Raw genomic sequence first — 14,083 nt, 5'->3', positions numbered from 1 at the left:
CTCAAGCCCTCACTTTCTTCTCGAACCAGTAGGCCGCTATCAGGTACAGAATGGCCAATAGCAAAGTGCTGACCAGTAATTGGCCGACGTGAATGGTGTGTTGATTTTCAAAGGACATCATCATTCCATTGCCGACATTCTTCAGAAACTCAGAATTGTTCAATTGGATTACCCAAAAATCTGTGGCAGTTGTATACAAATCCGTGGACGTGAAACGGTCCCACATTTCCACGCCAAAGATAAACAATCCAAAAGCGACGATATAGGCAAAGCCGCCGATTTTAGGTTTCATTGTATAGAACATCGTCAAGTAAAAATAGTAGATGACGGTAATAAATGCTGAGAAAATCAGGATTCCTGCTGCAAATGCGGCGCCGGAGGGAAGGAGATTTTTCAATTCCTCCAAATTCGGTGCGAAAAGCAGGAAAACGAATGTCAGCATGCTGATCCAGATCAGTGAAATGATTGTAGCCAAAATAACTGTGCAAAACTTGCTGGCATTGATTTTATGTATTGATGCGCTGGAATGGAAAAATATATCCGGACGATCCATGTCTTTAGTGAACAGAATGGATAGAAGAACAATCGGCAGCAGTGCATGCAATGCCATCACTGTACCTGAAAAAACCAGCAGCCCCTCAAAAAACTCCACTTGAAACAGCATCGCTGAACCGAATGGAATAATAATATCCAGCAGCAGCGCCACTAATACATACCCTTTAATGATGGTCCAGTCTTTCATGAATAAGCCGCGTAATTGATTCATAGTTACCTCTCCTCGTCTTACTGTATTAATTAAATAGTACACTGAGGCAATCCCTATTGCAAGAGAAATTCCAAATAAATGTCTAATGAGCAGCCAAAGGGGGAAAGGAAGTGTAAACAGCTTTAATGTGGGAGGAATTGCAATGAAGGAATTGCAGGATAAAGAGCAGATATTGATCGCTTATTATGCACAGTATTTCAAAGGTGCCACATTGGAAGATATAAAAAAATTGGATAAGCGGCTGTCCGATGCGGTAGGGGAAGACCGCTATAAAAAAGCGATCAAGGAATTGGAAGATGAAGGTCTCGTGTTCGGCATCGAAAAAGCGGAAGCCCGTAAAAAGGAAGATGGGGTGGACAGTCCGATGGCTACCAATGAAGGGATGTTATATGTCAACAACGCCTTGAACCTTCAGTCGGAGTCCGTGGAAGACCATCAATTGGATTATCTTGAAAACAACTTGAAGACGAGTGGCTTGGATTTCACGCTCAAGCCGGTAGAAGAGTATGTAATGGAAGTCATTCAGGAGCAGGCGGATAAAAAGCCGAATGAAAATTCACCTTAAACAGGAAAGAAGCATCTCCCCGAAAAATGGGGGATGCTTCTTTTTATCCTAATTCCAAAACGAAAAACGCCAGGAAAATCGTAAGTACGACAATCGTGTTGATGACCATGCCGGTTTTTCTGCTGACATCGTAATCGAGTGCGGGAAAGCGCTCGGCGATTTTCATCCCGCCGACAATCAGTCCGACCAGGACGAGCAGATTGAGTATGATGTGCATATCGTAGACGTGGACATCGATATAGCGCACCAGTATGACAGAAAACGCTAAAATGATGCCATTGACAATGTGGATTCTTTTCATAGCAGCTCCTTCAATTCGTTTTCAAGATATGGTTTTGCTGATAACATGCCAGTAAACTGGCGATAACGCTCCAATTGGCCATCCGAGGGCTTGCGTCCGGTTTTGTAGGCGCGGATCAGAATGTTCTTCGGTGTATGTTCCATGTCGATAAACTCCATCAATTGCGTTTCGTAGCCGACAAGCGACAGCAGTTCAGCGCGGATGGAATCGGTCGCCAAAGCGCTGAATCGTTCTTTGATCAAGCCGTGCTGCAGCATGATGCCAAGTTCCGGTGCGTCAATCTGGTGATTCAGTTCGCTTTGGCAGCAAGGGACGCTCAGTATGACTTTCGCGTTCCATTTAACCGCCCGGGACAGCGCCATATCAGTAGCGGTGTCACAGGCGTGCAATGTAACCACCATATCGACTGCTGATTCCTCGTTGTAATCATTGATGTCTCCCACAAGAAACTCCAATTGCTCATAATTCAGGTCTTCCGCAATCCTGCGGCATTCTTCGATCACTTCTTTTTTCAGATCAAGTCCGGTCACCCGGAGGTCAAGCCCTTTCTCCACCCGCAGGTAATGATACAGCGCGAATGTCAGATACGATTTTCCGGAACCGAAATCGAGAATACGCACCGTCCGGTCTTTTGGCAGATGGACCAGAGCGTCATCGATGAATTCGATGAACCGGTTGATCTGGCGGAACTTATCGTATTTCTGCTTTTTGACGCTGCCATCCGGATTCTGTACACCGAGGCGTACAAGAAATGGATAGGGAATGCCATCTTCAAGCAAATACTGCTTCTTGCGGTTATGCGTTAGCTGCGCTGTTGTTTTTTCTGTTGCTTCGGTTTTCCAGCTTACTTTGAATTTCTTAGTAAGCTGAATCTGAACTTTTTCTTCAGTGAACTGGAAAAGCCCTTGGCGAAACTCCGTGAATAAATTCTCCAGTTCTGCCGATGCTTCTTCCACGGTCATGTTTTTGTGCTTCAGCACATGCTCATGCTGGTATTCGAATTGTATATAGTAGCTGTTTTTGATTTCAACAGGCTTTATTTTGATGCGCTTTAAATCGTTCGATTTCTGCCGCGGCTGGCTGATTGTTGCAGAAACAAGTTTCTGCTGGCTGAGGCGATCTGCCAGGTTTTGATGCATTTCTAGTAATTCCATTGCAGTTCCTTTCCTGTTTCATGATAGAACAAGTTTATCATGGAATTCGTGAAATGAGACAGCAACTGTATTACGGAATATCGACGAGTAAAATTTATATTTATATCTTTAACCGTTTAAATAATTTAGAATTTTATGATAACATAAAAAAGAGTTTGAAAACGTTTACAACATGGGGGTATGGAAATGGCGATTTTACAGCAGACCGTTGGAGAAGTGGTGCGCGAGCGGGCAGCTCTGCATCCCGACACCGAAGCTTATGTTTATCCGGAGCATGGCATCCGTAAAACCTATAAGGAATTCGATGAAGAAACGGACAGACTGGCCAAAGCTTTTATTGGCATCGGCATTGAAAAAGGCGAGCATGTCGCCATCTGGTCGGATAATAAGCGAGAGTGGCTGTTGAGCCAATTTGCCACCGGGAAAATGGGCGGCGTGCTGGTGACCGTCAATACGAGCTACCAGTCGAGCGAACTCGAATACTTATTGAAGCAATCCGATTCAACAACGCTTATTTTAGGAGAAGAATTTAAAGGAAATAATTATATCGATATTATTAATACAGTATGTCCGGAACTTAAGAATTCACCGAAAGGAGAAGTCCATAGTGCGGAACTGCCAAAATTCAAACGGGTCATCGTGATGAGCGAAAATCAATATCCGGGAATTTTTACGTGGAGTGAATTTGAAGCTTTTGCAAATGAAGTCTCGGATGAGCAATTGGAAGAGCGGTTCCAATCGATGGACCCGGATGACGTCATCAATATCCAGTACACTTCTGGTACAACAGGATTTCCAAAAGGCGTCATGCTGACACATCTGAATGTCGTGAATAACGGCAAACTGGTCGGCGATACGATGAATCTGACAGAACAAGACCGTCTATGCATTCCGGTGCCTTTCTTCCATTGTTTCGGTTGTGTTCTCGGAACGATGGCGGCTGTCACGCATTCGACGACCATGGTCATCGCGGAACAGTTTGAACCGAAACGGGTGCTGCAAATGGTGCAGGATGAAAAATGCACCGGCTTGCACGGTGTGCCGACCATGTTTATTGCGGAGCTGAATCATCCGGATTTCGCGTCGTTCAATACTTCGACTCTCCGCACAGGCATCATGGCCGGTTCACCATGCCCGATCGAAGTGATGAAAAAGGTGATCAGTGATATGGGCGCATCAGAAATTACTATTGCCTACGGCCAGACGGAATCTTCGCCTGTCATCACCCAAACCCGCGCAGATGATGATATTGAGAAGCGCGTTTCGACTGTCGGCAAACCACATGCAGAAGTCGAAGTGAAAATCATCGATCCCGCAACAGGCGAAACTGTGCCTGCTGGTGTGCCGGGTGAATTATGCACACGCGGCTACCATATAATGAAGGGCTATTATCAAAACGAAGAAGCGACCAGAAATGCAATCGATCCTGAAGGCTGGCTGCATACCGGTGACATTGCGGTTGAAGATGAGGATGGGTACATCGCCATCACCGGCCGGATCAAAGATATGGTCATTCGCGGAGGAGAAAATATTTATCCGCGTGAAATCGAGGAATTCCTCTACAGCCATTACGCTATCCAGGATGTGCAGGTGGTCGGCGTGCCGGATCCGAAATACGGGGAAGAATTGATGGCATGGATTATCTTAAAAGAAGGCGAAAGCCTGGATGCGGAAGAGCTTCGTGATTATTGCACAGGAAAAATCTCGCGTCACAAGATTCCGCGTTATTTTGAATTCACCAAAGAATATCCAATGACGGCATCGGGTAAAATCCAAAAGTTCAAGTTGCGTGAACTGTCGGTTGAACGGACGCAGAAGAATGAAGTCTAAGTAGTTAATTTTTGGTTTGAGTAGGGGAATTAAAGACAGTCAGTGAGGCGCCGCAATTTATTGCAGCGTCTTTTTCTGTGGCAAAGATAGTGGGAATTTGTTTAATTCAATCGATTACAGGGGAAACTGGTAAAGTAACAAATATCTTGAATGCAGGATATTTGACTGAACTGTATCTGCCCCGGGAAAACTTAACTGAAGGAGAGATGTTTAAAATGGCAAATGTAAAATTAGCGATCATCTATTACAGCTCGACAGGGACCAATTATCAGTTGGCTAAATGGGCTGAAGAAGCGGCTAAGGAAACAGGAGCGGAAGTGAAAGTTGCGAAGGTCAGAGAAAACGCACCAGATGCAGCAATCGATTCCAACCCAGCCTGGCGTGAACATTTAAATGCGACGGCCGATGTACCGACAGCGGAAGTTGACTTGCTGGATTGGGCAGATGCCATTATTTTCAGCGTGCCGACTCGTTTCGGCCATGTATCTTCACAAGTTCAGCAATTCCTGGATACGACTGGCGGTTTATGGGCACAAGGGAAATTGGCAAACAAAGTAGTCAGTGCAATGACTTCCGCACAAAATCCGCATGGCGGACAGGAAGCGACCATTCTCGGGCTATACACATCAATGTTCCACTGGGGCGCAATTGTGGCAGCACCCGGATACGCAGATCCAGTTCTATTTAAAGCCGGAGGAAATCCTTACGGCACAAGTGTTTCAGTCGACCAGGACGGCAATATGGTCGAAGATGTGCAGGATGCAGTCAGCTACCAAGCGAAACACACGGTTGAAGTGGCTCAATGGATTCAGAATGGACGCGGCCAGCAGTAAGGCGCGTTGAATATATTAAGCAGGTGAGTCGAAAAATCCTCATCTGCTTTTTCTTCATTTATAAGTTTATTTCCTGTCAATTTGACGGGACCCATTTTTTGTTGCGAAGCGAATGGAGCGATTCATATGTTTTGGACTACTCTTATTTATATTATCGGTTTTGTACTTATTCATTTATTCTCAAAATACATGAAGTTTCTTAAAGTTGTTCCGCGCAGCCGGTTTTTGTCAGTTGCCGGTGGTATTTCTGTAGCTTATGTTTTTTTGCATCTTCTGCCTGAGCTTGGACATTTCCAAAGTGAGTTAGAAGGTGAACTGGAAGGCAGTGCCTGGGCTTTCATTGAAAGTCATATCTATATTGTCGCGATGATCGGATTGGCGATCTTTTATGGGCTGGAAGTGATGGTCAAAAAGTCGAAAAAAAGTGAGGGCGGTGAAGTAAAGGGAGGGTCAGGGGTCTTCTGGATCCATATCGGTACTTTCACTTTGTATAATGCTCTGATTGGATATTTATTGGTTCACGACCATTTTGAAAACAGCTGGGGAACTTTCTTGTATTTTATTGCGATGGGCCTCCATTTTATAACGAATGATAAAGCTCTGCGCAGCTCCCATGAAGTGGACTATGATAAATACGGCAGATGGCTGCTCACAGCTGCGATTGTAATCGGCTGGCTGACAGGCATTTTTACAGAAGTGGCGGATGTTGTTGTTTCCTTTCTAGTCGCGCTGCTGGCGGGGGGAGTCATCCTTAACGTATTGAAGGAAGAACTGCCCGAAGAACGTGAAAGCAGTTTCATATCTTTTGGAATTGGAATGGTATCGTATTCCGTTTTACTTCTGTTTATTTAAAAGTAGCAAATAGATAGCAATTTAACACTAGTTAAGGTATAATTCAACTCAATAAATAGGTACTATAGTATAAGCCTTTCAAACTACTATACTATGAGGTGGCCGAAATGGTTAAAGAAGAGGAAAAAGTCGTTTTCGTTTACGAACTGGATAAACTGCAGCATGAATATCGGAAATGCACTGACCTCTCAATGCGCCAGCAAATTAGAGAGGATATTGTCCTGCTTCAAAGAGTGATTTCAATTTCAGAAAATGAAACGGACGGACAAATCAATATGTTCTAGAAAAACCCGCGAACTTAAATGTTGCGGGTTTTTTGTGTTCGAAAGATTTTATTTCCCGGGAAATAAACCAAGGACGCTTTGTTAACAAGGCTGTAACAATATAAGTGATTTAAAGCTCGCTGGCAGGCGCATGGAACGGAATATAGGCTGCTATGCTTTATAATAGGGGTATACGAATGGAGAGGAAGAGCGGCATGAAAGACTTGAAACAACTGGCTTTCGAACAGAAAAGTGCAATAAGCCTGCTGATGGTTATGTCTGTCCTTAGAGGGGCGGCAATGATTGGCCAGGCTGTATTTTTCGTTCTTGTTGTAGATGGGGTCTTTATAAAAGATAGAACTTTTGAAGATATCACCCCTTTTCTGATTGCGCTATTGTTTGCCATCATTATCCGTTCCGCTGCCGGCTACCTTATCGGTCGGACGGGTGTCGACATGGCAGCCACTATAAAGAAACAGCTTCGTTTAAGATTGATCAAGTCGTTCAAAGAAGATCCCATATTGACTTCCGCCGAAAGCCATTCTGGTCAAAAGGTGAGCTTGTTGATGGATGCGGTTGATGAGACGGACGGCTTTTTCAGCAAATACATCCCGCAGCTGATTCAAAGCTATATTATTCCGCTTATGCTTCTGGTCGCCATCGTTTCCCAAAACTGGACAACGGGCTTGATCATTTTGGTGACTGCACCATTTATCCCGGTATTCATGGCAATCGTTGGTAAGCGGACAAAAGAAAAAGCAGATGAAAAGATGGAGCAACTCAATAGGTTTTCCGGCACTTTTCTTGATATCCTGCAGGGGCTGACTACTTTGCGTCTTTTTGGACAAGGGGAAAAACAAAAAGACAAAATAGAAAAAAGCAGCAAAAACTTCCGGGATTCTACAATGGATGTCCTAAAGTCTGCATTTATGTCTTCTTTGACTCTTGAATATATATCGATGCTGAGTATCGGGATTATCGCCTTGGAAGTCGGTTTACGGCTAGTTGTATTTGATAACATCTCTTTCTTCAGTGCTTTTTTAATCATGATTTTGGTTCCTGATTTCTTTACGATGCTGAAGGATTTCGGCAGCGCGTTCCATACAGCGAGGGGAAGTGTCTCTGCTTCGCAAATGATGAATGAAGAATTTACAAAAGAACGGAAGCAAGTGGTGTGGGGGGACGCCGAACTGGCAGAAGGAAAAGTTCCTCATTTGAGCCTTGAGCACCTGAGCTTTTCATACGGCCAGCAATTTGAATTAAGTGATGTTTCATTGGCCATCAAACCCTACAGCAAAATTGCGGTTATCGGAAAAAGCGGTTCAGGAAAAACTACATTGATGCACCTGATTGCAGGTTTGTTGCCGTTAAAAGGTGGGAACATCCTGATTGATGGAAAACCGCGAATCGAGATTGACGAATCATCTTGGTTTAAGCAACTCAGCTACATTTCCCAATCTCCTTATTTGTTTGCGGGGACAATCAGGGAAAATATCGCAATTGGCGTCAATAGAGATCCAAGTGCAAAAGAAATCGATGATGCAGCGAGAAAAGCGGGCATTTATGAGCTGGTCGATTCATTGCCGGAAGGCTATGAAACACTGGTGGGTGAAGGGGGACGCGGCTTATCCGGCGGAGAAAAACAGCGCATCGCCCTGGCACGCGCTTTTTTGAAAAAGCCGACCATCATCCTTTTTGACGAACCGACGACAGGTTTGGATTTGCAGACAGAACGAATTTTACAGCAGTCGATTGCGGAACTTTCACGTAACGCGACAGTTATTACAGTGGCCCACAGACTTCACACAATCAGAACATCCGACCAGATCGTTTACCTTGATAACGGGAGAGTGGCAGCTGCCGGAACTCATGCGGAACTTGCCGCGAACTTCGTACCTTATCAAAATCTTCTGCCGCTTCAACCGGGAGGTGCAATGCGATGAGCGAATTAACGCAAGTGCTGAAACTGACATTACGCGAAAAAAGGGACGTCACACTGGCTATTATTTTTGGATTGCTTGCAGGGTTGGCCAGCGTAGCATTATTGGCTTCAAGTGGTTACTTGATCTCAAAAGCGGCGTTGACCAACCAAATGACTGTGCTGATTGTGATAGGCGCTTGTTTGAAATTATTCGGGCTCGGTTCAGCGGTCAGCCGCTATTCAGAAAGGTTGTTTTCGCATAGAGCAACCTTCACGATGCTGGGGAATTTAAGAGTGTCTTTCTTTGAAAGACTGTCACCTTTAGCGCCGGAACTCTACACTAAATACCGAAGCGGAGATTTATTGTCACGAATTATCGGGGATGTTGAGAGCTTGCAGAATTTCCTGTTGCGTGTCTTTTATCCACCAGTCGTGCTGTTGCTGGTGTTTAGCGGGACGATTCTGTTCACACTGTATTTTTCATTTTATACAGCAATTATACTGGCGGTCGGCTACTTGTTGACGGCAGTTGCGGTTCCAGCATACTTTGCCTGGCGAAAACGCCGCCGCGATTGGAGAACGAGAGAAAGCAGAGGGGCTTTATCCGCAGAAGCGGCTGAATTCCTTTACGGCTTCCGTGACTTGAAAATTTACCGGCAATTGGCTGGCAAGGAACAACATTTATCCGGTCTGATCGATTCTTATAATGAAGAACAAAAAAGTGAAGGAAAAGAAGAAGTCTACAGCCAGTCGATGAATGGGTTTATTGCCCTCTTGATTTCTTTGGCAATTTTGACGAGCGGCGCCTATTTTACAGCTTCCGGAGAATTGGACGGTTTATTCCTTGCGATGCTCGTGATGATTTCACTTGGCGTTTTTGAAAACATGGCGCCAATGGCCGCTTTTCCATCTCATTTTGAAGAAAGCCGCAAAGCGGCAGTCCGCTTGGACTCCGTTGTGGATGAGATGCCGCGCGTAAAGGGAAGTTCAGAATTGCCTGAGGGACCGCTATCCATTTCATCCCGAAATTTGCAGTATGTTTTTCCGGGTGAACAGCGGCCGGCGCTGGAAAATATCTCAATTAATTTGCTGCCCGGCAGCAAAACTGCGATTGTCGGACCAAGTGGCTCAGGGAAATCCACCCTGCTGGCTGTATTGATGGATATTCTTCCGGCCCGAAATGGGCAAGTGTTATTCAATGGTATTGATTCAGAAGTATTTCCACAGGAAAACATCTGGCAGCACTTAAATGTAGTATTGCAGGAAAATCATTTTTTCCAAGGAACTCTCCGCAGCAACCTGCAGATTGCTGATTCATCCGCGACTGATGAGCAGCTGGCAGCGGCTTTGGAAGGAGTCGAACTCGGCAAATTTTCCCTCGACATGAAAGTTGAAGAAAAAGGGCAGAATCTTTCGGGTGGAGAAAAACAGCGTCTGGCGATAGCGCGGGCAATATTGAAAAAAGGTGAAGTGTGGATGCTGGATGAACCTGTTTCATCAGTTGATTCTGCGACTGGCCAGCTCATATATGACCGTCTGTTCAATGACCATCCTGACCATACATTTATTGTCGTCAGCCATGATTTGACCGGTCTTGAGAAGATGGACCAAATCATTGTCCTCGAAAATGGGAAGCTGATCGAAAGTGGTTCATATGATGAATTGATGAGAAGCAAAGGCTATTTTTACGGATTGAAAGAAATTGAACAGCAGGTCATGGCATAAATGTAAAAAGGCAAAGCTGATTTCAGCTCTGCCTTTTTATTTTGCTAAAAAGTCCTGTTCCTTTTTCGCGTCTTCCAGTCTCATCTGTTCCAATTCCAACCGTAATTTTTGCGTTTCAATAACATAATTTTCATGCTTCAGCTTTTCCAGTTCAACTTCGCTTTCAATCATCTTATGCTTCAACTTGGTCTGAGTTTCCAGGTGTGAAGTGATGATTGCGGCTAACGGTATGGAAAAAATCATAATGATTGCAACCAGATAAATCATGGAATCCACCTCTTTTTGTATTGTGTAAAGGACTTCCCGCCTGTATTTATTAATGGGATTTAAAAGCATTTTTCGTGTGCTATTATATGTATTCGCATTAATCCTACAATACCCTGCTTATTCGGAAAGAAAACTCGACCGAAAGCGATATACATGACAAGTGTCATGTATAAATCCGTGCGTTTATGACTTATTCATAATCGTCTTTTTCTTTATGATTAGGTTAATAAGTTATCCGGGCGCTGAGTGTCCGAATAAGGAGGAAAAATTATGAGTAAAGAAAAGACAGCACAACTCCGTAAATACGTAAAACCTTTTGAGCAGGCAGATGTGAAGGCAAGCATCAGACAAATGGTCAATACGATACCTCCTTTCATCCTGTTTTGGTTCCTTGCGTATCAGGCACTGGACGTCTCAATCTGGCTGACCATTGCTTCATCAATCGTCGCTGCAGGATTTGTGGTTAGAACATTCATCATTTTCCACGACTGTACACATGGTTCTTTCTTCAAAAACAAAAAAGCGAATGCAATTGTCGGTACGATTACCGGCATCATGACATTATTCGCGTTTGAAAAGTGGAAACGCGAACATACAATTCACCATGCTTCAAGTGGTAACCTCGACAAGCGCGGAGTCGGCGATATCTGGGTTATGACAATCGATGAATATGTTGAAGCTTCTAAATGGGAACGTTTCAAATACCGCATGTACCGCAATCCGCTGGTCATGTTCGGACTTGGACCATTATTCCTGGTATTGATATCAAGCCGTTTCAACCGTAAAGACGCACGTAAAAAAGAGCGTAACAACACGTATTTGATCAATATCTCATTAGTCGTGATCTATTCATTGCTAATTTGGGCTATAGGCTGGCAGGCATTCCTTATTGTACAAGGCACGACAATGTTCGTAGCCGGAGCACTAGGCATCTGGTTGTTCTATGTACAGCACACATTTGAAGATTCTTATTTTGAAGATGAAAGCGAATGGGATTATGTTAAGGCTGCTGTTGAAGGAAGTTCGTATTATCAGCTTCCGAAAGTACTGCAATGGGTAACAGGAAACATCGGTTTCCACCACGTGCATCACTTGAGCCCGCGTGTACCGAATTACAATTTGGAAAAAGCGCATGTTTCAACTCCGCCTCTTCACCAGGCGACAACGATTAACATTAAATCCAGTCTTAAATCATTGCGCTATAAAGTATATGACGCAAAAAACAAAACCTTTGTAACATTTGGCGACATCAAGCACCTTCTGGACGATTCCAAGAAGCCTGCTGCCAACTAAAGTTCGAAAAGCCATTCCTCGCCGGAATGGTTTTTTCTTTTATCGAGTTTTTGGTATGATGGATAATAATAGCAATACGAGGAGGAGCTTATGCAAAGCTGGTATCAATTATTCCCGAAAAACCCGTGGCTCAGCCTTTACGCTTGGGTGATTTTTTGTATTTTACCGTTCTTCTTCCTTTTCCGTTCATCTTCGGTAATCGAGATTTCAGTGGGCATCGCGCTTTTAGGCTTGTTCTTTTTGGCCTATCGCTTGTCTGTAAATTCGAAAACCGGTTTTGTATATGTTTGGGTAAGCCTTGAAATGGCCGTTAATATCGTATTGACCTACCTGTTCGGGTATGTTTATCTGGCGATTTTCGTAGCCTTTTTCATTGGCAATATCCGCAATAAAATCGGTTTTTTCATCATTTATGGTATTCATATCGGAACCACCATTACAGCAGTGGCTTTTGGCATCACCTTCCACAGTGAGCTTTTCATGACACAGCTGCCATTTATCGTGCTGACGATACTCGGAGTCATCCTTTTGCCGTTCAATACTTATAACCGCAATAAACGCGAAAAGCTGGAAGGACAGCTTGAAGACGCGAATAAGCGGATTTCACAATTGGTTATTATAGAAGAAAGAGAAAGGATTGCCCGTGATCTCCACGATACACTCGGCCAAAAACTTTCTTTGATCGGATTGAAAAGTGATTTGGCGAGCAAGCTGATTTACCGTGATCCCGAAGCTGCGCTGAATGAAATCAATGACGTCAGGCAGACTGCGCGCACAGCATTGAAAGAAGTGCGTGAATTAGTGTCGGATATGCGGGGAACGAAGCTTGAAGACGAATTACTGCGGGTGCAGCAGATTTTGAAAGCGGCTGAAATCGATTTCGTCATGTACGGCAGTCCGAAACTTAAAAACACGCCTTTACTGGTGGAAAATGTGCTCAGTATGTGTTTGAAGGAAGCGGTCAATAATGTCGTCAAGCACAGCCGGGCAACGAGATGTACAATCCTCATTAAACAAACACCGCAGGAAGTTCTGGTGCAGGTGCAGGACGATGGCATCGGCCTGCCAGAAACAGGAGGGTTTATGCAAGGCAATGGTTTGGCGGGGATGAGAGAGCGGCTGGAGTTCATCAACGGTTCCGCTGATATCAAAGGCGTGGAAGGAATGACTTTGAATATACGGGTACCTAATGTAATTCTTCATAATTCCAAGGGGGAGATGGCATGATTCGAATCGTATTGGCAGAAGATCAGCGCATGATGCTGGGGGCTTTAGGTTCCTTGCTCGATCTTGAAGAAGACATGGAAGTGGTCGGAATGGCTTCAAACGGACAGGAAGCAGTCGATCTTGTAGCGAATCTGAATCCGGATATTTGCATCATGGATATTGAAATGCCGCTGAAAAGCGGATTGGATGCGGCAGAACATCTTAAAGAACATCCATGTAAAGTGATCATTTTGACGACTTTTGCGCGGTCTGGATATTTTGAACGTGCCCGGAACGCGGGTGTCAGCGGCTACCTATTGAAAGACAGTCCGAGTGAAGACCTCGCCACTTCGATTCGCAGCATCATGGCTGGACGACGCATCTACGCTCCTGAGCTCGTTGATCTTGCTTATGAAAGTGACAACCCCCTGACGGAGCGGGAGAAGCAAGTGATGGAACTGATTGCGCAAGGTCGAAGCACCAATGAAATCGCAAAAGAAATGTTTATTACATCGGGGACTGTGCGAAATTATATTTCGACGATCCTTGATAAACTGGAAGTCGGCAACCGGATAGAAGCCATTTCGCGATTCAAGGAAAAAGGCTGGTTCAAATAACCGGCAGGGTCGATTAATAATGATGTCTGAGTACAGAAAAGCCTGTGAGGAAATCTTCTATTCCTCGCAGGCTTTTTTGTGGGATTTCAGCTCCAAAAAAACTGAAATCATGCTTATTCATATAATTTATCTTCGAGTTTTCCATCTTCCGTGTAAATATGGAGTTCGCCATTGTTTTTATTGACATAACGTTTGGCGTCGCCCATCAGCTCTTCTTTTGTTTCTTCGATTAAAATGGCTTTCTTGCTGTCCTTTTTCTTTAATTGCCAGCCTTCATCATGTGCGCGGATTTCATAAATCGGTTGTTCTTCATCGCCGTGGACACTGGATTTAGCGCGGTCGAGTGCGATTGGAATCGCTCTTCCTTCTTCATATCCGTCGCGAAGCAAAGCGTTGGCGATTTCAATTGCTTTGTTGCGTACGTCAGCGTTTAAATTTTTGAATGAATCCGGATAATCGTCTTTATTCCATGGCACAATAATCGCCTCCT

Annotated in this window: 15 protein-coding genes; 10 read left to right on the top strand and 5 right to left on the bottom strand. The window is 44.4% G+C overall.

The window, feature by feature from the left end; translation table 11 throughout:
* Position 1: 1 nt before the first annotated feature.
* Positions 2-766: a hypothetical protein gene (locus tag AC2Q9J_RS11265; protein WP_499039936.1), complete on the bottom strand. Its 765-nt coding sequence runs from the start codon at positions 764-766 to the stop codon at positions 2-4.
* Positions 767-908: 142 nt separating this feature from the next.
* Here AC2Q9J_RS11265 and AC2Q9J_RS11260 point away from each other — a divergent pair, with 142 nt between their 5' ends.
* On the top strand, positions 909-1,331 hold the full coding sequence (locus tag AC2Q9J_RS11260; protein WP_499039935.1) for a hypothetical protein: 423 nt from the start codon (positions 909-911) through the stop codon (positions 1,329-1,331).
* A 43-nt stretch (positions 1,332-1,374) separates the two neighbouring features.
* Here AC2Q9J_RS11260 and AC2Q9J_RS11255 read toward each other — a convergent pair whose 3' ends face one another.
* On the bottom strand, positions 1,375-1,632 hold the full coding sequence (locus AC2Q9J_RS11255; RefSeq protein WP_112224072.1) for a hypothetical protein: 258 nt from the start codon (positions 1,630-1,632) through the stop codon (positions 1,375-1,377).
* Positions 1,629-2,786: a class I SAM-dependent methyltransferase gene (locus AC2Q9J_RS11250; protein WP_499039933.1), complete on the bottom strand. Its 1,158-nt coding sequence runs from the start codon at positions 2,784-2,786 to the stop codon at positions 1,629-1,631. Before AC2Q9J_RS11250 ends, AC2Q9J_RS11255 begins: the two co-directional genes overlap by 4 nt.
* A 186-nt stretch (positions 2,787-2,972) precedes the next feature.
* On the opposite strand from AC2Q9J_RS11250, the gene AC2Q9J_RS11245 reads away from it, so the two are divergent.
* The 6 genes from AC2Q9J_RS11245 to cydC all read left to right on the top strand — a co-directional run bounded on the left by AC2Q9J_RS11245 (position 2,973) and on the right by cydC (position 10,210).
* Entirely contained in the window at positions 2,973-4,616 is a 1,644-nt protein-coding gene (locus AC2Q9J_RS11245) for an AMP-binding protein (protein ID WP_499039932.1), read from the top strand.
* Between the two features lie 215 nt (positions 4,617-4,831).
* The gene (gene wrbA / locus AC2Q9J_RS11240; protein WP_499039930.1) at positions 4,832-5,449 is read left to right on the top strand and encodes an NAD(P)H:quinone oxidoreductase; all 618 of its coding nucleotides are present in this window, start codon (positions 4,832-4,834) and stop codon (positions 5,447-5,449) included.
* A gap of 126 nt (positions 5,450-5,575) precedes the next feature.
* A complete protein-coding gene (locus tag AC2Q9J_RS11235) occupies positions 5,576-6,301 on the top strand; it encodes a hypothetical protein (protein WP_499039928.1) in 726 nt (241 codons plus the stop codon).
* 107 nt (positions 6,302-6,408) lie between these two features.
* Complete coding sequence (locus AC2Q9J_RS11230; protein ID WP_499039926.1) at positions 6,409-6,585, top strand: hypothetical protein; 177 nt, start codon at positions 6,409-6,411, stop codon at positions 6,583-6,585.
* Positions 6,586-6,761: 176 nt separating this feature from the next.
* Complete coding sequence (gene cydD / locus AC2Q9J_RS11225; RefSeq protein WP_499039925.1) at positions 6,762-8,507, top strand: thiol reductant ABC exporter subunit CydD; 1,746 nt, start codon at positions 6,762-6,764, stop codon at positions 8,505-8,507.
* Complete coding sequence (gene cydC / locus AC2Q9J_RS11220) at positions 8,504-10,210, top strand: thiol reductant ABC exporter subunit CydC (protein ID WP_499039923.1); 1,707 nt, start codon at positions 8,504-8,506, stop codon at positions 10,208-10,210. Before cydD ends, cydC begins: the two co-directional genes overlap by 4 nt.
* Before the next feature lie 36 nt (positions 10,211-10,246).
* Here the strand turns inward: cydC and AC2Q9J_RS11215 are convergent, their stop codons facing one another.
* Positions 10,247-10,477 carry a hypothetical protein gene (locus tag AC2Q9J_RS11215; RefSeq protein WP_499039921.1) on the bottom strand — a complete coding sequence of 77 codons (231 nt, stop codon included), beginning with the start codon at positions 10,475-10,477 and terminating at the stop codon, positions 10,247-10,249.
* Between the two features lie 270 nt (positions 10,478-10,747).
* Here AC2Q9J_RS11215 and desA point away from each other — a divergent pair, with 270 nt between their 5' ends.
* The 3 genes from desA to AC2Q9J_RS11200 all read left to right on the top strand — a co-directional run bounded on the left by desA (position 10,748) and on the right by AC2Q9J_RS11200 (position 13,593).
* On the top strand, positions 10,748-11,770 hold the full coding sequence (gene desA / locus AC2Q9J_RS11210) for a Delta(5) desaturase DesA (protein ID WP_499039919.1): 1,023 nt from the start codon (positions 10,748-10,750) through the stop codon (positions 11,768-11,770).
* Between the two features lie 90 nt (positions 11,771-11,860).
* Positions 11,861-12,997, top strand: coding sequence for a sensor histidine kinase (locus AC2Q9J_RS11205; RefSeq protein WP_499039918.1), 1,137 nt, complete (start codon positions 11,861-11,863; stop codon positions 12,995-12,997).
* Positions 12,994-13,593: a response regulator gene (locus AC2Q9J_RS11200; RefSeq protein WP_499039916.1), complete on the top strand. Its 600-nt coding sequence runs from the start codon at positions 12,994-12,996 to the stop codon at positions 13,591-13,593. The genes AC2Q9J_RS11205 and AC2Q9J_RS11200 overlap by 4 nt, the downstream gene beginning before the upstream one ends.
* Positions 13,594-13,706: 113 nt before the next feature.
* Here the strand turns inward: AC2Q9J_RS11200 and AC2Q9J_RS11195 are convergent, their stop codons facing one another.
* On the bottom strand, positions 13,707-14,069 hold the full coding sequence (locus AC2Q9J_RS11195) for a DUF2188 domain-containing protein (RefSeq protein ID WP_499039915.1): 363 nt from the start codon (positions 14,067-14,069) through the stop codon (positions 13,707-13,709).
* Positions 14,070-14,083: the final 14 nt, after the last annotated feature.

This window comes from Planococcus sp. RAB007_Raresut (assembly GCF_057369535.1).
The sequence above is the reverse complement of the archived record's forward strand: the minus strand, read 5'-3'. Positions and strand labels throughout refer to the sequence as shown.

Excerpts from the sequence above, each read along its gene's own strand:
- cydD (WP_499039925.1), top strand. The coding sequence starts at position 6,762 with ATGGAGAGGAAGAGCGGCATGAAAGACTTGAAACAACTGGCTTTCGAA.
- AC2Q9J_RS11200 (WP_499039916.1), top strand. The coding sequence starts at position 12,994 with ATGATTCGAATCGTATTGGCAGAAGATCAGCGCATGATGCTGGGGGCT.
- AC2Q9J_RS11215 (WP_499039921.1), bottom strand. The coding sequence starts at position 10,477 with ATGATTTATCTGGTTGCAATCATTATGATTTTTTCCATACCGTTAGCC.
- AC2Q9J_RS11235 (WP_499039928.1), top strand. The coding sequence starts at position 5,576 with ATGTTTTGGACTACTCTTATTTATATTATCGGTTTTGTACTTATTCAT.
- cydC (WP_499039923.1), top strand. The coding sequence starts at position 8,504 with ATGAGCGAATTAACGCAAGTGCTGAAACTGACATTACGCGAAAAAAGG.
- AC2Q9J_RS11205 (WP_499039918.1), top strand. The coding sequence starts at position 11,861 with ATGCAAAGCTGGTATCAATTATTCCCGAAAAACCCGTGGCTCAGCCTT.
- desA (WP_499039919.1), top strand. The coding sequence starts at position 10,748 with ATGAGTAAAGAAAAGACAGCACAACTCCGTAAATACGTAAAACCTTTT.
- AC2Q9J_RS11250 (WP_499039933.1), bottom strand. The coding sequence starts at position 2,786 with ATGGAATTACTAGAAATGCATCAAAACCTGGCAGATCGCCTCAGCCAG.
- AC2Q9J_RS11255 (WP_112224072.1), bottom strand. The coding sequence starts at position 1,632 with ATGAAAAGAATCCACATTGTCAATGGCATCATTTTAGCGTTTTCTGTC.
- AC2Q9J_RS11230 (WP_499039926.1), top strand. The coding sequence starts at position 6,409 with ATGGTTAAAGAAGAGGAAAAAGTCGTTTTCGTTTACGAACTGGATAAA.
- AC2Q9J_RS11265 (WP_499039936.1), bottom strand. The coding sequence starts at position 766 with ATGAATCAATTACGCGGCTTATTCATGAAAGACTGGACCATCATTAAA.
- wrbA (WP_499039930.1), top strand. The coding sequence starts at position 4,832 with ATGGCAAATGTAAAATTAGCGATCATCTATTACAGCTCGACAGGGACC.
- AC2Q9J_RS11245 (WP_499039932.1), top strand. The coding sequence starts at position 2,973 with ATGGCGATTTTACAGCAGACCGTTGGAGAAGTGGTGCGCGAGCGGGCA.
- AC2Q9J_RS11260 (WP_499039935.1), top strand. The coding sequence starts at position 909 with ATGAAGGAATTGCAGGATAAAGAGCAGATATTGATCGCTTATTATGCA.